The organism is Mycolicibacter hiberniae, assembly GCF_010729485.1.
In the GTDB taxonomy this organism is placed as follows: domain Bacteria; phylum Actinomycetota; class Actinomycetes; order Mycobacteriales; family Mycobacteriaceae; genus Mycobacterium; species Mycobacterium hiberniae.
In genome coordinates, this window is sequence record NZ_AP022609.1 from 1,538,670 (window position 1) to 1,560,164 (window position 21,495).

The 21,495-nt window shown below is 69.4% G+C and carries 24 protein-coding genes; 15 read left to right on the forward strand and 9 right to left on the reverse strand.

Annotation, left to right across the window (positions count from 1 at the left end; translation table 11 throughout):
* The first annotated feature begins 129 nt into the window (after positions 1 to 129).
* Complete coding sequence (locus tag G6N14_RS07145) at positions 130 to 1,608, forward strand: acetyl-CoA acetyltransferase (protein WP_085136806.1); 1,479 nt, start codon at positions 130 to 132, stop codon at positions 1,606 to 1,608.
* A gap of 30 nt (positions 1,609 to 1,638) precedes the next feature.
* On the opposite strand, the gene G6N14_RS07150 is transcribed toward G6N14_RS07145, so the two are convergent.
* Both G6N14_RS07150 and G6N14_RS07155 read right to left on the reverse strand, forming a co-directional pair.
* Positions 1,639 to 2,274, reverse strand: coding sequence for an HhH-GDP family DNA glycosylase (locus G6N14_RS07150; RefSeq protein ID WP_085136805.1), 636 nt, complete (start codon positions 2,272 to 2,274; stop codon positions 1,639 to 1,641).
* 128 nt (positions 2,275 to 2,402) lie between these two features.
* A complete protein-coding gene (locus tag G6N14_RS07155; protein WP_085136804.1) occupies positions 2,403 to 3,641 on the reverse strand; it encodes an alpha-hydroxy acid oxidase in 1,239 nt (412 codons plus the stop codon).
* Positions 3,642 to 3,687: 46 nt separating this feature from the next.
* Here G6N14_RS07155 and G6N14_RS07160 point away from each other — a divergent pair, with 46 nt between their 5' ends.
* Positions 3,688 to 4,146 carry a DUF1810 domain-containing protein gene (locus tag G6N14_RS07160; RefSeq protein ID WP_085136803.1) on the forward strand — a complete coding sequence of 153 codons (459 nt, stop codon included), beginning with the start codon at positions 3,688 to 3,690 and terminating at the stop codon, positions 4,144 to 4,146.
* 47 nt (positions 4,147 to 4,193) lie between these two features.
* Here G6N14_RS07160 and G6N14_RS07165 read toward each other — a convergent pair whose 3' ends face one another.
* Entirely contained in the window at positions 4,194 to 4,739 is a 546-nt protein-coding gene (locus G6N14_RS07165; RefSeq protein ID WP_085136802.1) for an alkylhydroperoxidase, AhpD family, read from the reverse strand.
* A gap of 38 nt (positions 4,740 to 4,777) precedes the next feature.
* Positions 4,778 to 5,368 carry a peroxiredoxin gene (locus G6N14_RS07170; protein WP_085136801.1) on the reverse strand — a complete coding sequence of 197 codons (591 nt, stop codon included), beginning with the start codon at positions 5,366 to 5,368 and terminating at the stop codon, positions 4,778 to 4,780.
* A gap of 116 nt (positions 5,369 to 5,484) precedes the next feature.
* Between G6N14_RS07170 and G6N14_RS07175 the strand changes: the two genes are divergently transcribed.
* Both G6N14_RS07175 and G6N14_RS07180 read left to right on the forward strand, forming a co-directional pair.
* A complete protein-coding gene (locus G6N14_RS07175) occupies positions 5,485 to 6,417 on the forward strand; it encodes a hydrogen peroxide-inducible genes activator (protein ID WP_085136800.1) in 933 nt (310 codons plus the stop codon).
* 36 nt (positions 6,418 to 6,453) lie between these two features.
* On the forward strand, positions 6,454 to 7,221 hold the full coding sequence (locus tag G6N14_RS07180; RefSeq protein WP_085136799.1) for an enoyl-CoA hydratase/isomerase family protein: 768 nt from the start codon (positions 6,454 to 6,456) through the stop codon (positions 7,219 to 7,221).
* Here G6N14_RS07180 and G6N14_RS07185 read toward each other — a convergent pair.
* The gene (locus G6N14_RS07185; protein WP_085136798.1) at positions 7,213 to 7,437 is read right to left on the reverse strand and encodes a (2Fe-2S)-binding protein; all 225 of its coding nucleotides are present in this window, start codon (positions 7,435 to 7,437) and stop codon (positions 7,213 to 7,215) included. The two genes, G6N14_RS07180 and G6N14_RS07185, sit on opposite strands and share 9 nt — an antisense overlap.
* A gap of 405 nt (positions 7,438 to 7,842) precedes the next feature.
* On the opposite strand from G6N14_RS07185, the gene bfr reads away from it, so the two are divergent.
* The 3 genes from bfr (at position 7,843) to G6N14_RS07200 (ending at position 10,836) form a co-directional block, all read left to right on the forward strand.
* On the forward strand, positions 7,843 to 8,322 hold the full coding sequence (gene bfr / locus G6N14_RS07190; protein WP_085136797.1) for a bacterioferritin: 480 nt from the start codon (positions 7,843 to 7,845) through the stop codon (positions 8,320 to 8,322).
* A 64-nt stretch (positions 8,323 to 8,386) separates the two neighbouring features.
* The gene (locus G6N14_RS07195; RefSeq protein WP_085136796.1) at positions 8,387 to 8,881 is read left to right on the forward strand and encodes a carboxymuconolactone decarboxylase family protein; all 495 of its coding nucleotides are present in this window, start codon (positions 8,387 to 8,389) and stop codon (positions 8,879 to 8,881) included.
* 191 nt (positions 8,882 to 9,072) lie between these two features.
* Positions 9,073 to 10,836, forward strand: coding sequence for a CocE/NonD family hydrolase (locus tag G6N14_RS07200; protein WP_085136853.1), 1,764 nt, complete (start codon positions 9,073 to 9,075; stop codon positions 10,834 to 10,836).
* A 5-nt stretch (positions 10,837 to 10,841) separates the two neighbouring features.
* Here the strand turns inward: G6N14_RS07200 and G6N14_RS07205 are convergent, their stop codons facing one another.
* The gene (locus G6N14_RS07205) at positions 10,842 to 11,309 is read right to left on the reverse strand and encodes an SRPBCC family protein (RefSeq protein ID WP_085136795.1); all 468 of its coding nucleotides are present in this window, start codon (positions 11,307 to 11,309) and stop codon (positions 10,842 to 10,844) included.
* A 102-nt stretch (positions 11,310 to 11,411) separates the two neighbouring features.
* Positions 11,412 to 12,392 carry an esterase family protein gene (locus tag G6N14_RS07210; RefSeq protein WP_085136794.1) on the reverse strand — a complete coding sequence of 327 codons (981 nt, stop codon included), beginning with the start codon at positions 12,390 to 12,392 and terminating at the stop codon, positions 11,412 to 11,414.
* Positions 12,393 to 12,738: 346 nt separating this feature from the next.
* On the opposite strand from G6N14_RS07210, the gene G6N14_RS07215 reads away from it, so the two are divergent.
* Complete coding sequence (locus tag G6N14_RS07215) at positions 12,739 to 13,812, forward strand: DUF7159 family protein (RefSeq protein WP_085136793.1); 1,074 nt, start codon at positions 12,739 to 12,741, stop codon at positions 13,810 to 13,812.
* Between the two features lies 1 nt (position 13,813).
* Here G6N14_RS07215 and G6N14_RS07220 read toward each other — a convergent pair whose 3' ends face one another.
* Positions 13,814 to 14,389 carry a YceI family protein gene (locus tag G6N14_RS07220; protein WP_085136792.1) on the reverse strand — a complete coding sequence of 192 codons (576 nt, stop codon included), beginning with the start codon at positions 14,387 to 14,389 and terminating at the stop codon, positions 13,814 to 13,816.
* Between the two features lie 121 nt (positions 14,390 to 14,510).
* Between G6N14_RS07220 and G6N14_RS07225 the strand changes: the two genes are divergently transcribed.
* The 7 genes from G6N14_RS07225 to G6N14_RS07255 all read left to right on the forward strand — a co-directional run bounded on the left by G6N14_RS07225 (position 14,511) and on the right by G6N14_RS07255 (position 20,314).
* Positions 14,511 to 14,933 carry a hypothetical protein gene (locus tag G6N14_RS07225; RefSeq protein WP_085136791.1) on the forward strand — a complete coding sequence of 141 codons (423 nt, stop codon included), beginning with the start codon at positions 14,511 to 14,513 and terminating at the stop codon, positions 14,931 to 14,933.
* A 60-nt stretch (positions 14,934 to 14,993) separates the two neighbouring features.
* Positions 14,994 to 16,040: a phosphogluconate dehydrogenase (NAD(+)-dependent, decarboxylating) gene (gene gnd, locus G6N14_RS07230; protein WP_109559898.1), complete on the forward strand. Its 1,047-nt coding sequence runs from the start codon at positions 14,994 to 14,996 to the stop codon at positions 16,038 to 16,040.
* 159 nt (positions 16,041 to 16,199) lie between these two features.
* Complete coding sequence (locus G6N14_RS07235; protein ID WP_234809000.1) at positions 16,200 to 17,105, forward strand: DUF4129 domain-containing protein; 906 nt, start codon at positions 16,200 to 16,202, stop codon at positions 17,103 to 17,105.
* Entirely contained in the window at positions 17,102 to 17,590 is a 489-nt protein-coding gene (locus G6N14_RS07240) for a hypothetical protein (protein ID WP_085136788.1), read from the forward strand. The genes G6N14_RS07235 and G6N14_RS07240 overlap by 4 nt, the downstream gene beginning before the upstream one ends.
* Positions 17,587 to 18,570, forward strand: a complete 984-nt coding sequence (locus G6N14_RS07245; RefSeq protein ID WP_179960811.1) for an AAA family ATPase — start codon at positions 17,587 to 17,589, stop codon at positions 18,568 to 18,570. Before G6N14_RS07240 ends, G6N14_RS07245 begins: the two co-directional genes overlap by 4 nt.
* Positions 18,567 to 19,841, forward strand: a complete 1,275-nt coding sequence (locus G6N14_RS07250) for a DUF58 domain-containing protein (protein WP_085136787.1) — start codon at positions 18,567 to 18,569, stop codon at positions 19,839 to 19,841. Before G6N14_RS07245 ends, G6N14_RS07250 begins: the two co-directional genes overlap by 4 nt.
* The gene (locus G6N14_RS07255; protein WP_085136786.1) at positions 19,841 to 20,314 is read left to right on the forward strand and encodes a hypothetical protein; all 474 of its coding nucleotides are present in this window, start codon (positions 19,841 to 19,843) and stop codon (positions 20,312 to 20,314) included. The genes G6N14_RS07250 and G6N14_RS07255 overlap by 1 nt, the downstream gene beginning before the upstream one ends.
* Here G6N14_RS07255 and G6N14_RS07260 read toward each other — a convergent pair.
* The gene (locus G6N14_RS07260; RefSeq protein ID WP_085136785.1) at positions 20,292 to 21,422 is read right to left on the reverse strand and encodes a nitronate monooxygenase; all 1,131 of its coding nucleotides are present in this window, start codon (positions 21,420 to 21,422) and stop codon (positions 20,292 to 20,294) included. The two genes, G6N14_RS07255 and G6N14_RS07260, sit on opposite strands and share 23 nt — an antisense overlap.
* Positions 21,423 to 21,495 lie beyond the last annotated feature (73 nt).

A 21,495-nucleotide genomic window follows, 5' to 3' on the forward strand; every position in this document is an offset into this window, starting at 1 on the left:
GGCTTCGCTGCGCCGCCCCCCCGTTCCGGGGCTGTCGTCAGAACCGCGCATGCCGGGCCGGCGCCGACTTCAGGCCAGCGCGCCTGATCGCCGACGGAGTGCTGTTCGCCGCCGATTAGTCTTACGGCCATGTCTGTCGACCCCCGGACCCCGGTGCTCATCGGCTACGGCCAGATCAACCATCGCGACGACTCCGACCCGGTGGAGCCCGTCGACCTGATGGCGGCGGCGGCGCGGCGCGCCGCGACCGATCGAGTGCTGCGCGCCGTCGACTCGATCCGGGTGGTCAACCTGCTCTCGGCCCGTTATCGCGATCCGGGCGCTCTGGTCGGCCAGCGGATCGGTGCGCAGCGCGCCGCCACCCGGTACAGCCCGGTGGGCGGCAACGTGCCGCAGTCCCTGGTGAATCAGGCCTGCCTGGATATCCAGCATGGCCGCGCGGGAGTCGTGCTGGTGACCGGCGGTGAGACCTGGCGTACCCGGACCAGGTTGCGGCGGGCCGGCGAAAGGCTGTCCTGGACGCAGCAGGACGACACGGTCCCGCTGGCCGAGTGCGACGGCGAAGACGTGCCGATGGTCGGCCCGGACCAAGAGCGGATCGGGCTGGACCGGCCCGCCTACGTCTACCCGCTGTTCGAGCAGGCGTTGCGTATCGCCGCGGGGGAGAAGGTCGACGACCATCGCCGGCGAATCGGTGAACTGTGGTCGCGGTTCAACGCGGTGGCGGTCGACAACCCGCACGCCTGGATCCGTCACCCGGTCAGCGCCGAGGAGATCTGGCAGCCCGGTCCCGCCAACCGGATGATCAGCTACCCCTACACCAAGCTGATGAACTCCAACAACATGGTCGACCAGGCGGCCGCACTGGTGCTGACCTCGGTCCAGACCGCCACCGATTTGGGCGTCCCCTCCGAGAACTGGGTTTTCCCGCACGCCGGTACCGACGCCCACGACACCTACGCCATCGCCGAGCGCGCCGAACTGCACCGATCACCGGCGATCCGGATCGCGGGGGCTCGGGCACTGGAGTTGGCCGGTGTCGCGGAGATCGGCGAGATCGACTACGTCGACCTGTACTCATGCTTCCCGTCGGCGGTGCAGGTCGCCGCCCGCGAACTGGGCCTTCCCACCGATGACCCCGCCCGGCCACTGACGGTGACCGGCGGCCTCACCTTTGCCGGTGGGCCGTGGAACAACTACGTGATGCATTCGATCGCCACGCTGGCCGAGCTGCTGGTGGCCAACCCGGGGCGACGCGGCCTGATCACCGCCAACGGCGGCTACCTGACCAAGCACAGCTTCGGTGTCTATGCGACCGAACCGCCGCAGGCCGGGTTCCGCTGGCAGGATGTCCAACCCGAGGTGGACGCACAAGCCACCCGGGCGTCGCTGGTGCAGTGGCAGGGAACCGGCGAAGTGGAGTCGTGGACCACACCGTTCGATCGCAACGGCCGCCCCGAGCAGGCGTTCCTGGCGGTTCGCACCCCGGAGGGGGCGCGCACGCTGGCGGTGGTCCGGGATCCCGATGCCGCCCAGACGACCGTGGACGAGGACATCGCCGGTGCCGCGGTCGACGTGCACGAGGACGGTACGGCGACGCTGCGATAGGCGGCCCGGCGGCGGGTTTTCGCCGCACCGTCATTCGTCGAGTTGTGCCCGGATGTCTGGGTCGCTGCAGTAGCGCACCAGTGCCGCAGCGAGTTCGGCGTTGCGGCCCTGGGCCAGCGCACCGAGTTCGTTTGGGTCAGTGGGGAGTCCGAGTTCGCGTGCCCCTTCCAGTGCGCGCTCGTCGAACGTGTATCGCGCCCACGGCCAGACGTCCTGGGCCTCTCGGAGAAAGATGCTCGCGCCCACGTCGCCGATCCCCTTGTAGGCCTTCAGCGCCTCGGTGGCCGCCTCGACGTCGCGTCCGCTGCGTTCGGCGAGCAGCCGAAGATCGCCTCCGTAGTTCGTTTGTGTCGCCTCCGCCAATTCGACGAGCATGGTGGCCGAACTCTCGTCGTAGCGGCGGTAATGAGCCCGTCCCATGGCGTCGATCAAGGTCTGCCGGTCGGCTTCGAGCACTTTGTGCGGGGTGCGCAAGCCACTCCTGAACAGTTCCCGGGCTGCGCGGGCCGCCACGGCCGAGTCGATCGGCTTGCTGGCAAGCATGCACAGCATCAGCAGCTGGAACAGCGGCATCGGCTGATTGCGCAGCCGGATACCGGCCTCCTGGGCGTAGGTGGTGCCCGCCCGCCGCAGCAACCGGCGCACAAGCTCCTTGTGAGTGGTCACGGCTGCGGCTATACCCGGGCTTGAGACCCCAGAAACCCGGCGGGACCCGCCCCGGTTCGCGCATCACCGACATGATCGGCGCGCTGGTCATGCGCGCCCCCGCGTTCTAAAAGGGCGGCCCGGCGGCGTTACCGGCGGGGTACCAGCCGTTGCAGCTGGGTCACATGCTGCGGGGACAACTCCGCCAGATCGCGGACGCCGAGCAGTCGCATGGTGCGTCGGATCTGTTCGGCCAGGATGTCGATCACCCGGTGCACGCCGGCCTGTCCGCCGGCCATCAGGCCATAGAGGTAGGCCCGGCCGATCAGGGTGCACCGGGCCCCCAGCGCGACCGCCGCGACGATGTCGGCGCCGCTCATGATGCCGGTGTCCAGCAGGATTTCGGTGTCGCGCCCGACGTCGCGCGCCACCTCGGGCAGCAGCTGAAACGGCACGGGTGCCCGGTCCAGCTGGCGGCCGCCGTGGTTGGACAGCACGATGCCGTCTGCGCCCAGGTCGACCACGGCGCGGGCGTCGGCGACGGTCTGAATGCCTTTGACGACGAATCGGCCCGGCCATCGGGATTTGATCCACGCCAGGTCGTCGAAGGTCACGCTCGGGTCGAACATCGAGTCCATGTACTGCGCGACGGTGCCCGACCATCGGTCCAGCGAGGCGAAGGACAGCGGCTCGGTGGTGAACAGGTCGAACCACCAGGCCGGATGCAGCGCGGCGTCGGCGACGGTCCGCGGCGTCAGTGCCGGGGGAATCGACATGCCGTTGCGGGTGTCGCGCCGCCGCGCGCCGGCGACCGGGCAGTCGACCGTCACCATCAGGGTGTCGTAGCCGGCGTCGGCGGCGCGGCGCAGCAGCGCCATCGACCGATCACGGTCGTGCCACATGTAGAGCTGAAACCAGCGCCGCGCCGCCGGGGCGGCCTGGGCGACGTCCTCGATGGAGGCCGTGCCGAGGGTGGACAGCGAGAACGGGATGCCCGCGGCAGCGGCCGCGCGGGCCCCGGCCAGTTCGCCCGCGGTGTGCATGAGCCGGGTGAAGCCGGTGGGTGCGATCGCGAACGGCAACGCCACCGGCGCCCCCAGCACGCTGGCAGTGGTGTCGACGTCGGTGACGTCGCGCAGGATGGCGGGATGGAACTCGATGTCGCGGAAGGCCTGTCGGGCGCGGCCCAACGAGATCTCGTCCTCGGCGGCGCCGTCGGTGTAGTCGAACGCTGCCCGCGGTGTGCGCCGCTTGGCGAGGTCCCGCAGGTCCTCGACGGTCAGCGCACGCTCGAGGCGGCGCGCGGTGCGGTTCAGCCGCGGGCTGCGCAGCCGGATCAGGGGGGCGAGCTCGCCAATTCTGGGGAACCGCCGTGGTATCGCCGACATCGCTGACTCCTTTACTGCCGCACTCGAACTGTGCCACGGTTGGTGCATGGCCGACACCTTCGGGCTACAGCGTTTCGTCGACGCGCAGGCCGGGGTGTATGACACCGTGCTCACCGAACTACGCGCCGGCCGCAAACGCAGCCACTGGATGTGGTTCGTGTTTCCGCAGTTGTCGGGGTTGGGCACCAGCGCGATGGCCCGCCGTTACGGGATCCGGTCGGCGGCCGAGGCACGGGCCTACCTGGCGCACGACGTGCTCGGGCCGCGGCTGCGGGAATGTGCGGGCCTGATCGGCGCGGTGCGCGGCCGGTCCATCGAGGAGATTCTGGGCCGGCCCGACGATCTCAAGCTTCGGTCGTCGATGACGTTGTTCGGCCGGGCTTGCGCGGGCGGAGGGCACGTCGGCCGGTGCGCGTGCAGTGAGGTTCGCGCGGTGCTGGACCGCTATTTCGCCGGGCAGGAGGACCCGGTGACGGTGGAACGGTTGGCGCGGCTGGACAGCTGAGGCCTACGGCGCGCGCCGGGTGCTTACCCGGCGCGCGCCGATCGGCATCAGCCCGCCGGCGAAGCTGCCGGGTCGGCGCCGGCGGCAAAGACCGCCTGCCCGACCCCGGCCACGATCGAGGCGACCTTGAGGGCTTCGAGCACCGCCTCGCGGCCGATACCCGCCTCGCGCACCGCGTGCTCGTGCGAGGCCACGCAGTCCGAGCACCCGTTGATCGCCGAGACCGCGAAACTCCACAGCTCGAAGTTCGCCTTGTCGACCCCCGGGTTGCCGATGATGTTCATCCGCAAGCCGGGCCGGAGGTCGTCGTAGCTTCCGCCCAGGAAGTGCCGGCCACGGTAGAACACATTGTTCATGCCCATGATCGACGCGGCACCCAGGGCAGCCTGGTAGGCCTCCGCCGACAGGATGTCGGCGGCCTCGGCGCCGATCTCGGCCAGCACCGTGGCGTTGCGCGTAGCCGCGGCGCTGGCGAGCAGGCAGCCCCAGAGCTGCTCTTCGTTCAGGACAGTGCTGCGGGCGATCGAACCCAGGTTGAGCTTGAGGTCCTTGGCGTACTCCGGAATCGCGTTCTTGAGGTTCTCAATACTCATCGGCGCTGCTCCTTCTTGTCGTGACGCTCGGCTGCGATCTAGAGAGATTCTTTGAGCAGCTCGCCGACGTTCAGGGTCGCCTCGCCCTTCTTCCAGTTGCAGGCGCACAGCTCGTCGGACTGCAGGGCGTCGAGCACCCGCAGCACCTCGTCGACGTTGCGGCCCACCGATCCTGCCGTCACCGAGACGAACTGGATCTCATTGTTCGGGTCGATGATGAAGGTGGCCCGGTCGGCGACCCCGTCGGAGTTGAGCACGCCGGTCGCCGTCACCAGTTCGCGGTTGAGGTCCGAGAGCATCGGGAACGGCAGGGTCTTGAGGTCTTCGTGCTGGGCGCGCCAGTTGTAGTGCACGAACTCGTTGTCGGTCGAGACGCCGAGGACCTGGGCGTCGCGGTCGGCGAACTCGTCGTTCAACTTGCCGAACGCCGCGATCTCGGTCGGGCAGATGAAGGTGAAGTCCTTGGGCCAGAAGAACACCACGCGCCACTTGCCGGCGTGGTCATCGTTGGTGATGGTGGTGAAGAAGTCGTCGGGCCCGCTCGCGTCGACCTTCGACAGGTCGCCCGGGATCAAGGCGGTGAGCTTGTAGGGCGGGAACTGCTCGCCAATAGTCAACAGTGCTGCCATGACACTCCTTGGTAGGTGAGTTTTCTGCATTCGGGGCGCGTTCGACACCCGCAGTCTCCATCGTGCCCTATCTGAATTAAAAATGAAAGGTGATGCCACGCACTATAATTATCGGCATGACCGATGCAAGCTATCAGCCCACGCTGGCGGGCCTGCGGGCCTTCGCCGCCGTGGCCGAGAAGCACCACTTCAGCCTCGCCGCGGCGGGGCTGGGCCTGAGCCAGTCCACCCTCTCGCAGGCCCTGTCGTCGTTGGAGGCCGGGTTGGGGGTGCAACTCATCGAGCGTTCCACCCGGCGGGTTTTCCTGACCGCCGAGGGGCAGCAGCTGTTGCCGCATGCTCATGCGGTGCTCGACGCGGCGGCGCAGTTCTCCGCGGCGGCTGCCGGGGTGGCCGACCCCTTGCAGGGCGCGGTCCGGCTGGGCCTGATCCCGACGGTGGCGCCGTACGTGCTGCCCGCAGTGCTGGCCGGCCTGGCCGAGGAACTGCCGGAGCTCAACCTGCGGGTGATCGAAGACCAGACCGAGCGACTGCTCACCGGGCTGCGCGAGGGTGCCGTCGACGCGGCCGTGATGGCATTGCCGGCCGACGTGCCCGCAATGACCGAAATCCCGATATACGACGAGGATTTCGTGTTGGCCCTGCCGCCGGGGCATGCGCTGGCCGGCAAGCGCCGACTGCCTCCGGCCGCGCTGGCCGACCTGCCGCTGTTGTTGCTCGACGAGGGTCACTGCCTGCGGGACCAGACGCTGGAGATCTGCCGCAACGCCGGGGTGCGCGCGGAATTGGCGACCACGCGCGCGGCATCGCTGGCCACCGCCGTCCAGTGCGTGAACGGCGGGCTGGGGGTGACCCTGATCCCGCAGACGGCGGTGGCGGTGGAGGCCGAGCGCAACGGCCTGGCGCTGGCCCGTTTCGCGCCGCCGCAGCCCGGCAGGCGCATCGGGCTGGTCTTTCGTTCCTCCAGCGGCCGCGAAGAGTCCTATCGGCGACTGGCGCGGATCGTCGGCAAGGTGGTGGCCGCCGGTCATCGGGTCGATCTGCTCTAAGCGCAGTGGCGGGCGCGGGCCGTTTAGGCTGCACGGGTGATCCTGACGATCGAAGACCAGAACCGGGTACGCACCCTGACGCTGAATCGTCCCGAGGCGCTCAATGCGTTCAACGAGGCGCTCTACGACGCCACCGCCGAGGCGTTGCTGGCCGCCGCGGACGATCCCGAGGTGGCGGTGGTGCTGATCACCGGCGCCGGGCGGGCGTTCAGCGCCGGGACGGACCTTGCCGAGATGCAGGCGATGGTCACCGATCCGGACTTCGTGCCGGGCAAGCACGGTTTCCGCGGTCTCATCGCGGCGCTGGGACGGTTCCCCAAGCCGCTGATCTGTGCGGTGAACGGCCTCGGCCTGGGCATCGGAGCCACCGTCTTGGGCTATGCGGACCTGGCGTTCATGTCCTCGACAGCGCGACTGAAGTGCCCGTTCACCAGTCTGGGCGTGGCCCCCGAGGCCGGCTCGTCGTATCTGCTCCCGCAGCTGATCGGCAGGCAGAACGCGGCCTGGCTGTTGATGTCCTCGGAGTGGATCAGCGCCGACGAGGCGCGGCGGATGGGCTTGGTCTTTGCCGTGTGCGAACCGGACGACCTTCTGGACGAGGCCCGCAGGCACGCCGAAGTGCTTTCGTCCCGGCCTATTTCAAGTCTGATGGCGGTCAAGGCGGCGATGGTCGAGCCGACCCGGGCCGCAACGCTGGAGGCTGTCGAACGCGAGAACGGGTTCTTCGCCGAACTGCTGGGCGGCCAGGCCAACGCCGACGCGCTGGCCGAATTCAGCGGCCGGCGGGGCGGCGGCTCAGCGTGATCCCACGGGGCTGATGTCCAGCGCGAGGCCGCGCAACGCGTCCTCGTCGGTAGCGGCCAGGGCCGCTTGGATGATGCCGCGAACGGTGCAGCGGCACCGGCCGCAGTCGGCTCCCGCGCCGCACATCGCGGCTACCTCTTTCGACGTCGACGCCCCGGCGGCGACGGCGTCCGACACCATCTGATTGGTGGCTCCGACACACAGGCATACGTACATGCGCGGGCCCTACCGACCCTCGCCGGCCGGCGCCGGCAGATCGATTGCGGTCTTGTCCGGGTGGCCGAGTCGTTGCTGTGCACGCGCTGCACCCTCGAATTCCAGCAGCGTCATCACCTCATGTCCATCGTCGACTTCTTGCGCGATTGTCGGGCGGAGCGCGCCCGATGTTAGTAGAGTCTAACCTAAGTAAAGCGCACCTTGCATGAGTCCGGTCAACCGGCGATGACCAAGAGTTCGCCCGACGACTTCCGGGTGGTGCGGCGATGAGACGCGCCGAGACGCGGGTAAACATGCCCCTGCGGCGCACCGTCTGCACTAGATTGGATGTGCGCGTTGCGGCGATGACGCAAGCCCCCTCCGTCGCGGCCGGCCGGCGAGGTTCTTCATGGCAGAGGAGAGATCATGCAAGGCGACCCCGAAGTTCTCAAACTGCTCAATGAGCAGCTGACCAGCGAACTCACCGCGATCAACCAGTACTTCCTGCACGCCAAGATGCAGGACAATTGGGGTTTCACCGAGTTGGCCGGCCACACCCGCGAAGAGTCCATGGAGGAGATGCGCCACGCCGAGTCGGTCACCGACCGGATTCTGGTGCTCGGCGGCCTGCCGAACTATCAGCGCATCGGGTCGCTGCGAATCGGCCAGACGCTGCGCGAGCAGTTCGAGAGCGACCTGGCGCTGGAGATCGACGTGCTCAACCGGCTGCGGCCGGGCATCGTCATGTGCCGGGAGAAGCAGGACAGCACCACCGCCCAGATTCTGGAGACCATCCTCGCCGACGAGGAGTCCCACATCGATTATCTGGAAACCCAGCTGGAGCTGATGGACAAGCTCGGCGAGGCGCTGTACTCCGCGCAGTGTGTCGCCCGCCCGCCCTCATGAGGTCCTGGGGGACAGGATGTTTTAGCGGCCTTGGCGAACCGGCGACCCGCTAGTATCCCAAGGTATGAGCCGAATCGGGGATTTCGCCCCAGACGACGTAATGGGCTGGATGGTCAAGTCGCCCGAACTGGCCGCTGGAATCGGCGGTTTCAGCACGGCGGTCTACTCCCGCGGCCGGCTGCCGCTGCGCACCCGGGAGTTGGCCCGGATGGTGATCGCCTTGGACAACGAGTGCACGGTCTGCGCCAACACCCGTGACGCCGACGGCCCGGCAGCCGGGGTCAGCGAAGATCTCTACGAGCATGCGGCCCAGTGGCGCACCTGGGAGGGGTTCAGCCCCCAGGAGCGGATCGCCGCCGAGTTCGCCCACCGGTTCGCCACAGACCACACCGGCCTGGGCGACGACGAAGATTTCTGGTCGCGGTGCGCCGAGCACCTGAGCGACGAGCTGCTCGCCGACCTTGCGCTGTCGTGTGCGTTGTGGCTGGGCATGGGCCGGCTGCTGCGCACCCTCGATATCGGGCAGGCGTGCACGTTGACGCTGCCGAGCCGGGCTTGAGGCGCCCGGGACGGTCACGCCAGGCAGGATTGGCGTTGGCCGCTGTCGCCGCGGTCGGGGCCGCGGGAATCGCGGCGCGCCGGGCCGCTGCGCCCAGGACCCGTAAGTACAGCTCCTCGCCGTTGAGTCCGGAGTGGACTCCGCGTCCCGCCGAATATGGCGTCGGAGTGCGGCGCAACGTGGCCGTGCAGATGAGCGATGGCGTGGTGCTACGGGCTGACGTGCATTACCCCACCGTGCCGGAGACCGGACAGCCCGCCCCCGGGCCGTTTCCGGTGCTGCTGTCGCTGACCCCGTACGGCAAGCTGGCCCCGCCACCGGCGGCCCAGATCGGTGGGGGGCCGACCCCGCGCCTGATCCGGCGGGGCTATATCGAGGCGATGGTCGACGTCCGCGGCACCGGGGCATCCGGCGGGTCGTTCGAGATGTTCGGTCCCGACCAGGCCCGAGACGGGGCCGAGCTGGTCGCCTGGGCGGCGAAGCTGCCGAACTCCAACGGCCGGGTCGGCATGTTCGGTATTTCCTACCTGGCGATCAACCAGCTGTTCACCGCGGCCTCCGTGGGCCCGGACTCGCCGCTCAAGGCGATCTTCCCGGTGATGGCCGCCAACGACTTCTACCGGGACGTTGCGACGATGGGTGGCGCGACCCACATGCCGGCGGTGCGCGGCTACGGCGCGGTGTACTCGATGCTCAACGTCATCAATCCGACACTGGAATTCCTCGCACGGGGTGGGCACGAGCGGCCCCGAGCCGGCGGGCTCGCCGCTGTGCGGCAGCGTGGCAAGGACCAGCGAAATTACTTCTGGCCGTTGATCGCCGACGTGAGTGCCGGCGGCGAGGCCGCCTACGACGGACCGGTGTGGGACCGGATGCGGTCTGATCCGCTACTGCCCGCGATCGCCGCCAACAACGTCGCGGTCTTTCTGGTGGGCGGCTGGCACGATGCCTTCCAGCGGGGTGCGCCGCTGAATTACGCCGCGCTGCAGAACTCCAGCGTCGGTCGCCCCGCGAGCGCTCCGATGGAGCCCGGCCAGCCGACCGTCGACCGAATCCGGCTGCTGATGGGGCCGTGGTATCACGTGTCGGATTTCGATGGTCTCCAGATGCAGGATCTGCAGCTGCGCTGGTTCGACTACTGGCTGAAAGACGATGAGACGGCGGCGATCTCGGGCTCGCCGTTCACCTTCCAGGCGATCGGCGACCGGCGGTGGTATCACACCGGCCAATACCCGATCCCCGAAGCGGAACCGACCCGGCTCTACCTGGCCCATGACGGCCGGCTGGCCGACGACGCCCCGGCCGAGCAAACCGTGGCCAAGCTGACCTACCGTTCGCGCGGCCCGGTGTCGGGACGCAGCCTCGAACAGTGGTCGCTGGGACTCAACAGCTACGTCACCGCATCGGCGGGCGGTCGCACCCGCTACGACCAGGACAACAGCCGGTTGCACCGGGGAGCGTTGACCTACACGACGGAGCCGTTCGGCTCGCCGACCCTGCTGGCCGGACCGATCACACTCAGTGTGCAGGCGACGGCTGACACCACCGAGACGCTGTGGGTCGCCCACCTCGACGACGTAGCGCCGGAGGGCGCATCCCGGCCGCTGACCATGGGAGCGCTGCTGGGCTCGCACCGGAAATTGGACCCCGCCCGCACCTGGTATCTGCCGGACGGCACGGTGCTGCGCCCGCATCACATCAGCACCCGGGACGCGGTGCAGCCGGTGGAGCCGGGACAGTTGACCCGCTACGACATCGAGATCTTCCCGACCGCGGCCCTGATCACACCGGGGCACCGGCTGCGGCTGACATTGACCACCTACGACTTTCCGCACCTGGTCCCCAACGTGCCCACCCGGCGCGCACTGGCCGGTGGTCTCTACCAGGTGCACCAGGGCGGGCCCACGCCGTCGTTTCTGGTGTTGCCGCTGGCCGACCCGGACAGTCTGGGCTGAGGCCGTTAGGGCTGTTCGGCAACGTCGCGGATGCGTTCCAGCGTGCGCCGCATGTCGCGAATGTTGTTGCGCTGCCTGAGGAAACCGCCGAACAGCCAGTAGTAGACCGTGGTGAGCAAGGAATCGGCCAGCCGGAATGACTCGGTGACGTCGGTGCCGTCGGCGGTGGGGGTGAGCTCGTAGCGCCAGCGGTTCACCGCACGGTCACCGGCGAGCACCGCGAACCCGAACACCCGGTTGGGCTCGCATTCGGTGACCCGGCAGGTCGTCCAGTACACCGGACCTATGCCGTTGCGCCGGACGTGGCCGCGAAATCGTGCGCCCACCGCGGGGCCGTCCGCGCCGTCGAGCCATTCGGCCTCGAAGGTCTCCGGAGAGAACTTGCCGATGTTGCGGACGTCGGCCACCAGCTCCCAGATCCGTTCAGCCGGGGCAGCCATATGAACTGTCGCAGAACCCTGCATGCGCCCCATCCAATCACGTCCGGCGGGCTGGGGTAACCCCTGTGGGAAAAGCACTGGGTCCCATCCGAAATCGGATGGGACCCAGTGGTAAGACCGCCGCGATGGACAGCGCTAGCTGCCGCCGCTTGCGCCCAGGTGGCTCTGCAGGTCGGGCTTCATGGCCTGCAGCTGCTGGCCCCAGTACTCCCAGCTGTGGGTGCCATAGTCCGGGAAGTTGAAGATCGCGTTGTTGCCGCCGGCCGCGGTGTAGAGCTCCTGGAACTTCTTGTTCTGCCCGATCATGAAGTTGCCCTCCAGGAACGTGGCGGGCAGGTTGTCGCCGCCCAACTCGTTCGGGCGGCCGTTTCCGCAGTAGACCCACAGGCGGGTGTTGTTGGCCACCAGCCTGCCGACGTTGACCGTCGGGTCGTTGCGCAGCCATGCCGGGTCGTCGTCGGGGCCCCACATGTCTTCCTTCTTGAAGCCGCCCGCGTCACCCATGGCCAGGCCGATCCAGCTCTTGCCATCGGACGGGTTGATGTAACCCGACAGGGAACCGGCGTAGACGAACTGGTTGGGGTGGTAGATCGCCAGGGTCATCGCGGACGCACCGGCCATCGACAGACCGACCGCGGCGTTACGGCTCTGGCTCACGCCGTACTCCGAGGCCAGGTAGGCCGGCAGCTCACTGGTCAGGAAGGTCTCCCACTTGTAGGTGGAGCAGCCCGCCTTGCCGCACGCCGGGCGGTACCAGTCGCTGTAGAAGCTGGACTGACCGCCGACCGGCATGATCACCGAGATGCCCGACTGGTAGTACCACTCGAAGGCCGGGGTGTTGATGTCCCAGCCGTTGTAATCGTCTTGGGCCCGCATCCCGTCGAGCAGGTACAGACCCGGTGAGCCCGAACCGCCCGGCTGGAACTGCACCTTGATGTCACGGCCCATACCGGCCGAAGGCACCTGCAGGTACTCGACCGGCAGACCCGGCCTCGAGAACGCCGATGCGGTTGCCTCGCCACCGGTCAGGCCGATCAGGCCCGGCAACGCTGCGGCAGCTACCGCGCCGACTAAAAGTCGGCGTGCCCAGCGCAATCCCTTGGTCACGTCTGTCATTCCTGCCCCTTGTCGTCTCACTGTGGAACGGTCACTCTCACGATCGCGACGCTGTGCGCCACCACTTCGGATCGGTCCTTCACATGCAGCAACGGCCGCATTTCGCAACTCAAGCGGCCGTTCCCGGGATCGACTCGCTCCATAGCATACCCGATTTCCGGCCGGTACCCGGCTAGAACATGCAGCACGACACGCGTAGGCTGCCCACCGATAAGCCGAGAAAAACACTGCACTGAGCAGTCGCTTGTCCGCTGTGGCTGCCGAGCCGATCCCGCCCGTGGGCGCGGCAAGGGGCTCCGGCAGCGGCCGTGACAGCGCAGGTCGGGACCGATTGGGGCGCGCGATTTTGGACACCGTACTGGGGCTGGCGGTCACCCCGTCGACAATCGGCTGGGTCACCGCGGGCTCGCACAGCCCGGGGATGGGTGAAGAGGTATGGGTCGACGGCGGCGATGCCGGTCCGGACGCGGTCGACCTTGCCGCACAGGCGGAGGCGGTGGCCGCCCGGGCGGGGACCATGCTGGCCGCCCGCGGCGATCGCCTGCGCGGGGTGGCGGTCACCTGGAGTGACGATGCGGCCGTCGCCGCGGCGCTACTGCTGGAGTCGCTCGCCGACGCCGGCTTCGACCACGTGGTGCCGGTGCGCTACGGCCTGGCGGCTGCCTCGCTGGCCGGCGGCCTTCAGGCCGCTGCGGTCTGCGTCGTCGAACCCGGGTTGGCCACCTTGGTCCTGCCCGCGTGCCCGGGAGCCCCGGACCCGGTGGTCGACTCCCATGCGGTCACCGACTTCGACCAGGTCGCCGGCTGGCTGGGGGAGAGGCTGGTCGCAGGCGGTCAGCGGCCGGAGACGCTGACGGTCGCCGGATCGGTGCGAGGTATGGACCGGCTCGGGCGGCGCTTGGAGTCCCACCTTGGGATGCCGGTTTTCGTTCAGGGCGGCGCGATTCAGGCGCTGGCGGGTGGCGCGGCGCAGGCCTTGGCCCCGCACGCCGAATTGACCTCGACGCCGCTGGGCGCTCCGGCCGCCGGATTGGCGGTCGAATCCCTGCGCCGGCATCGGCCCCGCCCGCTGTCCTACGCCGCAGCCCTGCTGATGCTGGCGGTGGGAACGGTGACTCTGGTGGCATCGCTGGCGGCCGCGCTGAGCATGCAACTGGGCCCCGACAGGTCAGCGCCGGAATTGCCGGCACCCCAGCGTGCGACGGTGGCCCGCGTCATGGTGCCCGCCCCGGCGCCGGCGGCGATCCCGGCGCTCCCACCGGCCGCACCGGCCGCACCGGTCGAGACCGCGGACGCGCCGGCGGAGTTCGGTTCGCTGTGGGACGCCTCGGAGATCGGTTCGGACCTGTCGGAGCCCGGTGGCGTCCCGCCCCTGCTGGAGCGCGTTCGGGAGCACGTATTCGGCCCGTCGGGGCGCTGAGTCACCCGCGGTGCGGCGGGTCGGCACCGATGCTCGCCGACAGCGACAGCGACAGCGACACCGTCACCTCGTCGGCGACCTGCATGGCACCCATCAACATCGAATAGCGCCGCACCCCGAAGTCGCTGTGGCGCACCGTGGTGTCACCGCTGACCCGCCAGGAACCGTCCTCATGGGCCACCCGGACGGTGATGACGTGCGGCTTGCGCCGCCCGTTGATCTCCAGCGTTCCGGACAGCTGGTAGCCGTCGCCGGCCGGTTCGACGTCATCGCAGACGAATCGGATCAGCCGATGTTTGTCGGCGGCCAGGCACTTGAGCGCATTACTGCGGATCAGCGTCTTCTCCGGCGGGGTCAGCGGTGTCACGCCGCCTTCGCCCTGCAGCACCCGCAGCGAATCCACTTCGACAACCAGGTCCACGCCGCTGGGCGACTCGCCGGACCACGACACGCGCGCCTGCCAGCGCTCCATGGCGATGGTGAGCCGGTGTCCCATCTTGGATGCCCGGCCCGCAACGTCGGTGTGGACCAGCAGTTGGCCGTCCGATGCGTCGAGCTGCCACTGTGTTGCGGTCATCCGCGGCACTTTAGCGCCCGGGCCTGAGGGCTTCCGGACGGATTCCTGATGGCGTGCGACGCGCACCCGTTAGGCTCTCACGCGAGGAACACCGGCCTGGATCGACGGACTGAGGCGAAGAATGATTCGTGAACTAGCTGCAGCTGCTCTCCTGGCGGGAGCCGCGGGTGTGGTCGCCCTCGGCGCCGCACCGGACGCGGTGGCTTACCCCGGCGACGTACCGGGCATGGCCGAGGGGCAGCGGCAGGGTGACGCGTGCTTCAGCTGGGAGCGCTTCATCTACGGGCATGGCCCCAACGGTCAAGCCTTGGCATGCCACTTCATCGCCAACCAGTGGCCGCCCAAGGACACCGGCTTCTGGCAGATCTCCTACCCGCTCTACGGGGTGCAGGAGATCGGTTCGCCCTGCCCGAACCCGCAGTCGGCGGCGCAGTCGCCCGATGGGCTGCCGTTGCTGTGCCTGGGCGCACGCGGCTGGCAGCCCGGGATCTACACCGGCGGCGTCGGCCCCTACTTCCCGCCGGGAATCGCCCCGGTCGGCTGACCGAACCCGGCGCATCCGCCGATCAGCTTCCGCCCAGACTGGGGGGCTAGCTTCGAGGGGATGACAGCCGGTAGGCACCAGCGCACCATGCGGCTGGGGATGATCGGCCTGGGCCGGATGGGCGCCAACCTGGTCCGGCGAATGGTCGCCGGCGGCCACCAATGCGTCGTCTACGACCACAACCCGGACGCGGTCCGCGCCTTGGCCGACGAACCCAACACCGCCGGGGTGCACTCGCTGGCCGAACTCGCCGCACAGTTGCCGGCCCCGCGGGTGGTGTGGGTGATGGTGCCCGCCGGTGCGATCACCACGGGTGTCATCGACGAGCTGACCGGCCTGCTGACGGACGGCGACGTCGTGATCGACGGCGGGAACACCTATTACCGCGACGATATAGCGCACGCAAAGACTTTGGCCGCCAAGGGGATCCGCCTGCTGGACTGCGGTACCAGCGGCGGCGTGTGGGGCCGCGAGCGTGGCTACTGTCTGATGGTCGGTGGAGATCGAACGGCGTTCGACCACGCCGAGCCGATCTTCGCCACGGTGGCACCGGGAGTGGACTGCGCCCCGCGCACACCGGGGCGCAACGGGCCGATCACGCAGGCGGAGAACGGCTACCTGTACTGCGGCCCGACGGGGGCGGGGCACTTTGTGAAGATGGTGCACAACGGCATCGAGTACGGGATGATGGCCTCGATCGCCGAGGGACTGAACATCTTGCACCACGCCAACATCGGCGCGCAGACCCAACCCGGCGACGCCGAGACCGCACCGCTGGCCAATCCGGAGTTCTACCGCTACGACATCGACATCGAGCAGGTCAGCGAAGTATGGCGCCGGGGCAGCGTGATCGGTTCGTGGCTGCTGGACCTGACTGCCGATGCGTTGCACACATCGCCGGATCTGGCGGAGTTCGCCGGCCGGGTATCGGATTCGGGCGAGGGCCGCTGGACCGTCATCGCCGCAATCGACGAGGGAGTGCCCGCGCCGGTGCTGACCACCGCGCTCTACGCGCGATTCTCCTCGCGCCACCTGTTCGAGTTCGGCGCCAAGGTGCTCTCGGCGATGCGTAAGCAGTTCGGCGGTCACGACGAGGAGTCCTCCTAGCGCTGCGCAGCGGCGCGCAGTCGCCGGCCGCCGGTTGCGGTCCTCTGCGGCGTCCTGGCCGCGGCCTGCCCGGGCGTGCCAGTATGGGGAATGCCGCGGCAACGGCGGGCGACCCAGGTGACTGGTGTTGCCGCAAGGGCCGACAGGACGACCGTGCGGGTGATCGCCCTGACTGTGTTGCTGCTCGCCGCGGGGGCGACCACCCGTGGCTACCTGCCGGGCGCCCAGCGCGGGCCGCGGCGGGCCGAGTCCGGGGGCGCGGTAGAGGCAATCATCCTGGCCGGCCTGCTGGCGGTATCCGGCGCCGTCGTGGTGCTCGCCATCGTGCACCGGACGCGGCATCGGCGCTCTCAGCCCGGCGGCGCCGGGCCGGTACCGCTGGCCTTCCTCGGGGGTCGGGTCCCGGTCCGGCGGGCGGTGCTGCTGGTCGTGGCGGCGCTGGCGTTGTGGCTGCTGACGCTGGTGGTCCTGGCAAAATTCGGAGCGGGGCACCACCTCGGGATTCCGGTGGAGGTCGCCGGGGCGGGCGACGCCGCATCGAGCTCACCGAGCGATCCGCCACCGGCGCCCCGGCCGGCATCCGGCGGACCGCCGGGCGGTAGAAGCGCCTATCTGCTGGCCCTGCTGACCCTGGTGCCGGCCCTGGTCGCCGCCGCGGTGGTCGCCACACGCAACCGCCCCCCTGCGCCACCGCCGAGCACGGTGCTCGCGGCGGTGGGGGGCAATGCGAGCACCGGCGAAACACTGGTGCGGGCAGCCGAACTCGGCCTGGCCCGCATCATCGACCCCAGCCGGGAGCCGCGGGCGGCGATCATCGCCTGCTACACGGAGATGGAACGCCACCTCGGTGCCGATCCCGATATCGCCCCCCGCGCGTTCGACACACCCACCGAAGTGCTCGCTCGCGCCGTCGACCACCATGCCTTGGCGCCGGACAACGCCGCCCGGCTGGTGGGGTTGTTCGCCGAGGCGCGTTTCAGTGCGCACCAGATGACCGAGCAACACCGCGCCGACGCCGTCGACGCGCTGCGGATGGTTCTCGAAGAACTGCGGAGGCCGAGATGAAAACGCTCTTTCTGCAAGGATTCCCGCTGATCGCCGGCGCTGAGGTGGTGGCGTTGATGACCCATCAGCGTCAGTTTGTGCTGTGGGCGGCGGCCCTGGCGGCAGCACTGCTGATGGGCGGGGCCCGGCGTCTGTTGATCGAGGGCGGCTCGGCCGTGGCGGCGCCGCCGACGGCCATCGACGAGCCTGGCGAGGCACTGCGCCGGTGGCGCTCGGGTACCGAGGCCAGACTCCGCTGGGCGGAATCGACGCGGGCCGACTGGGACCGGCGCTGGCGACCGATCCTGGCCCGGCGCTTCGAGATCTCCAGTGGGCAGGGCAGACTCAAAGATCCCGTGGCGTTCGAGGCCACCGGGGCGCTGCTGTTCGGCGCACAGTTGTGGACCTGGGTCGATCCCAGCAACGTCGCCCCGAGGGCAGACGCGGGCCCCGGCCCGGGCCGTGTCGTGCTGGAGCAGATCCTGTGCCGGCTGGAGCAGGCGTGAGCACCGGGCTGTCCGGCGCCGCGGCCACCACGGGGCAGCGCTGCACCGCGGTACTCGATGAGATCGAACGCGTGGTGGTGGGCAAGCGCTCGGCGCTGTCGCTCATCCTGACCACGGTGCTGGCCGGTGGTCACGTGCTCATCGAGGACTTGCCGGGGTTGGGCAAGACGCTGATCGCCCGGTCATTCGCGGCCGCACTCGGGCTGGACTTCATTCGGGTGCAGTTCACCCCTGACCTGTTGCCCGCCGACCTGCTCGGCACCACCGTCTACGAGATGTCCACGGGCCGTTTCGAATTCCGGCGCGGACCCATCTTCACCAACCTGGTGCTGGCCGACGAGATCAACCGCACGCCACCCAAGACCCAGGCGGCCCTGCTGGAGGCCATGGCCGAAGGCCAGGTCAGCATCGACGGCACCACGCACCGGTTGCCGACGCCCTTCATCGTGTTGGCCACCGACAACCCGATCGAGTACGAGGGCACCTACCCGTTGCCGGAGGCGCAGCTGGACCGGTTCGCGATCAGACTGCACTTGGGCTACCTGTCCGAGCAGGGGGAGGCGGCCATGCTGCGCCGGCGCCTGGACCGCGGAGCCGCCCTGCCGACGGTGCGCAAGGTCGTCGACGCCGACGAGCTGGTGGCGATGCGCGAATCGGTGGAACAGGTCAGTGTGCACGACGACGTGCTGCGCTACGTGGTTGCACTGGCCACCGGTACCCGGCGTCATCCGCAGGTGGCGGTGGGCGCCAGCCCGCGATCGGAGCTCGATCTGGTTCAGCTGGCCCGGGCACGTGCCCTGCTGCTCGGCCGCGATTACGTGATACCCGAAGACGTCAAGGCGTTGGCCACCTCGGCTATCGCACACCGGATCACGCTGCGGCCGGAGATGTGGGTGCGCCGCGTCCAGGGCACCGACGTGGTGGAGGACCTGCTGCGGCGTCTGCCGGTGCCACGGACCCCGGAGGCGGCGCCGTCGTGACGAACGATCCCGACGTGCGTGTGGTGGACGCCGTGTTGCGCTGGCGGGCATCGCCTTTCGCCACGGCGCTGGCGACCGCTGCCGCGGTGGCCCTGGTGGCGGCGGTGGGTGCGGCACGCTGGCAGTTGATCGCCTTCGCCGCGCCGTTGCTGGCGATGTTGTGCTCGCTGGACGCACAGCCGCCCCATCCGGTCGTGCGCATCCATGCGACGCCCCCGGCGCGCCGCTGCTTCGAGAACGAGACGGTCGAACTGACCCTCGGCGCCACTGCGTCCGACGCCGAGGCGACCCGGATTCGCGTGGAGGTCTCGGCGCATCCGGTGATCGCCCTGGTGAGCACGGTGTCCACGACGGGGTCCGGGTGCCGGATATCGGTGCTGGCCACGGCGGCACGCTGGGGCCGCTATCCGATTCGCGCCACGGTGTCGACGGTGAGCCGGGGCGGACTGCTGGCCGGCACCGCGACCGTCGACGTCGCCGAGGTCACCGTGTTCCCACCGGCGCCGCCGCAGCCCACACCGGTTCCGCACAGCGATCTGCTCGATCGGGTGGGGACCCACCTGACCCGGCACCCGGGCCGCGGCGTCGAATACGCCGATATCCGCGCCTACGTTCCCGGCGACCCGCTGCGCTCGGTGAACTGGCCGGTCAGCGCACGTCGGGGCAGCCTGCATGTGACGCAGCGACTGACCGATCGCGGCGCGGACGTGGTGGTGCTGATCGACTCCTACCCCCAGCCCGCCGGGCCGGCGACCGAGGCGACCGAACGATCGGTGCTGGGCGCAGCGCAGGTGGTCCAGACCGCACTGCGCAGCGGCGATCGTGCCGGGGTCGTCATCCTCGGCGGCCGGCACCCCCGCTGGACCGGGGCGGAGATCGGCCAGCGCCAGTTCTATCGCATCGTCGACGCGGTCCTGGGCGCCGGCGACGGCGTGGAGTCGACCACCGGAACGCTGGCACCCCGGGCGGCGGTGCCGGCGGGTGCTTTGATCATCGCGTTCTCCACGCTGCTCGACACCGAATTCGCCCTGGCGCTGACCGATCTGCGCAAACGCGGTCACGTCGTCCTTGCGGTCGACGTGCTGCCCGGCTCGCCCTTCGAGGACGAACTGGATCCCCTGGTGGACCGGATCTGGGCGTTGCAGCGCACCACCATGTACCGGGACATGGCCATCATCGGCGTCGATGTCGCCCCCTGGCCGCGGCACGAGCCACTGGAGCAGGCCATGCGGGTCGCAACGCCGCACCGCCGGTCGGGGGCGGTGCGGTGATGACGCCCATCGGCGCGGCCGGCGGCCCGGCGCCGCCGGTGCTGGCCTGCCTGTGCGGGCTGGCGATGGCCGCCCTCGGCGGGTTGAGCGCGTCGGGCATCGCGGCGGCCACGGTGTTGCCGGTGGCCGGCGCCGTGGTGTTGGGCCTGCGGTGGCGCGCGGCGGCGACAGGTGCCGTGCTGCTCGCCGTCGCCGCGATCGCGATCACCGATGCGCCCAGCGTGTGGGCGGCGGCCACCGGTCTGAGCGCGGTCGGCTACCTGATGTTGCGCCACCGCGCCCCGCTGACCCCGGCCACGGTGACGTTCGCCCTCGGGTTCACCGTCGCGGGATTGGTCGCGACGGTGTTCCCGTGGCGGCTGCCGTGGCTACCGCTGCTGGCGCCGTTCGTGCTTTTCGGTCTTTACGCCCTTGCGGCGCAACCGTTTCTGCTCGCCGGGCCGAACCCGGTCAGGAGCCCGAAGCCTCGTTGAGGGCTTCGAGAGTGCTGGTCGCCTCGAGGTACTCCTGGACCCACCGCTCGATGACGGTCGCGGTCTTCTCCACCTTGGTGAACTGACCGACAACCTGGCCGACCGGGTTGAACGCGACGTCGACGCTCTCGTTGGGGTACTTGTTCGTGGCGCGCACGGCCATCCCGGAGACCATGTACTGCAACGGCATGCCCAGCGGCTTGGGGTTCTCGGGAGCCTCCCACGCCTCGGTCCAGGAGTTGCGCAGCATCCGGGCCGGCTTGCCGGTGAAGGACCGGCTGCGGACGGTGTCGCGGCTGCCCGCCTTGATGTAGGCCGCGTGCTGGGCTTCGGTGTTCGAGGATTCCTCGACCATCAGCCACTGCGAGCCGGTCCACGCGCCCTGCGCTCCCAGCGCGAGGGCCGCAGCGATCTGCTGACCGCTGCCGATGCCGCCCGCCGCGAGCACGGGCAGCGGCGCGACCGCCTTGACGACCTCGGGCCACAGCACGATCGAGCCCACGTCGCCGCAGTGGCCGCCGGCCTCGCCGCCCTGGGCGATGATGATGTCCACACCGGCCGCGGCGTGCTTCTTGGCCTGCGACGCCGAACCGCACAACGCGGCAACCTTGCGGCCCGACTCGTGGATGTGCTTGATCATGTCCGCCGGGGGAGTGCCCAGCGCGTTGGCGATCATCGTCACCTTGGGGTGCTGCAGCGCGACCTCGACCTGGGGCGTGGCGGTGGCCTCGGTCCAGCCCAGCAGCTGCAGGCTGTCTTCGTCGGCGTTCTCGACGGGCACGCCGTGGTCGGCGAGAAGCTTCTTGCCGAAGTCGAGGTGCTGCTGGGGCACCAGCTGGCGCAGCGTTTCGGCCAGGTCGTCGGCCGACTGGCCGGAGTCCATGCCCTCGTACTTGTTCGGGATGACGATGTCGACGCCGTACGGGTGGTCGCCGATGTTCTCATCGATCCAGTTCAGCTCGATCTCGAGCTGCTCCGGCGTGAAGCCCACCGCGCCCAGCACCCCGAAACCGCCGGCCTTGCTCACGGCGACGACAACGTCGCGACAGTGCGTGAAAGCGAAGATCGGGAACTCGATGCCGAGTTCGTCGCAGAGGGGAGTGTGCATTACCTACTCCTTCGGGGGCGGGATCGAAGTGAAACGTGTTCTAATTAACTACCAGATTCAGGCATCGCGGGGC

Bases quoted from the DNA above. Each gene is read 5' to 3' on its own strand.
- bfr (WP_085136797.1), top strand. From the start codon at position 7,843: ATGCAAGGCGACCCCGAAGTTCTCAAACTGCTCAATGAGCAGCTGACC.
- G6N14_RS07145 (WP_085136806.1), top strand. From the start codon at position 130: ATGTCTGTCGACCCCCGGACCCCGGTGCTCATCGGCTACGGCCAGATC.
- G6N14_RS07185 (WP_085136798.1), bottom strand. From the start codon at position 7,437: ATGTACGTATGCCTGTGTGTCGGAGCCACCAATCAGATGGTGTCGGAC.
- G6N14_RS07240 (WP_085136788.1), top strand. From the start codon at position 17,102: ATGAAAACGCTCTTTCTGCAAGGATTCCCGCTGATCGCCGGCGCTGAG.
- G6N14_RS07160 (WP_085136803.1), top strand. From the start codon at position 3,688: ATGGCCGACACCTTCGGGCTACAGCGTTTCGTCGACGCGCAGGCCGGG.
- G6N14_RS07200 (WP_085136853.1), top strand. From the start codon at position 9,073: ATGAGCGATGGCGTGGTGCTACGGGCTGACGTGCATTACCCCACCGTG.
- G6N14_RS07175 (WP_085136800.1), top strand. From the start codon at position 5,485: ATGACCGATGCAAGCTATCAGCCCACGCTGGCGGGCCTGCGGGCCTTC.
- G6N14_RS07210 (WP_085136794.1), bottom strand. From the start codon at position 12,392: ATGACAGACGTGACCAAGGGATTGCGCTGGGCACGCCGACTTTTAGTC.
- G6N14_RS07220 (WP_085136792.1), bottom strand. From the start codon at position 14,389: ATGACCGCAACACAGTGGCAGCTCGACGCATCGGACGGCCAACTGCTG.
- G6N14_RS07165 (WP_085136802.1), bottom strand. From the start codon at position 4,739: ATGAGTATTGAGAACCTCAAGAACGCGATTCCGGAGTACGCCAAGGAC.
- G6N14_RS07225 (WP_085136791.1), top strand. From the start codon at position 14,511: ATGATTCGTGAACTAGCTGCAGCTGCTCTCCTGGCGGGAGCCGCGGGT.
- G6N14_RS07195 (WP_085136796.1), top strand. From the start codon at position 8,387: ATGAGCCGAATCGGGGATTTCGCCCCAGACGACGTAATGGGCTGGATG.
- G6N14_RS07170 (WP_085136801.1), bottom strand. From the start codon at position 5,368: ATGGCAGCACTGTTGACTATTGGCGAGCAGTTCCCGCCCTACAAGCTC.
- G6N14_RS07260 (WP_085136785.1), bottom strand. From the start codon at position 21,422: ATGCACACTCCCCTCTGCGACGAACTCGGCATCGAGTTCCCGATCTTC.
- G6N14_RS07205 (WP_085136795.1), bottom strand. From the start codon at position 11,309: ATGGGGCGCATGCAGGGTTCTGCGACAGTTCATATGGCTGCCCCGGCT.
- G6N14_RS07155 (WP_085136804.1), bottom strand. From the start codon at position 3,641: ATGTCGGCGATACCACGGCGGTTCCCCAGAATTGGCGAGCTCGCCCCC.
- gnd (WP_109559898.1), top strand. From the start codon at position 14,994: ATGACAGCCGGTAGGCACCAGCGCACCATGCGGCTGGGGATGATCGGC.
- G6N14_RS07255 (WP_085136786.1), top strand. From the start codon at position 19,841: ATGACGCCCATCGGCGCGGCCGGCGGCCCGGCGCCGCCGGTGCTGGCC.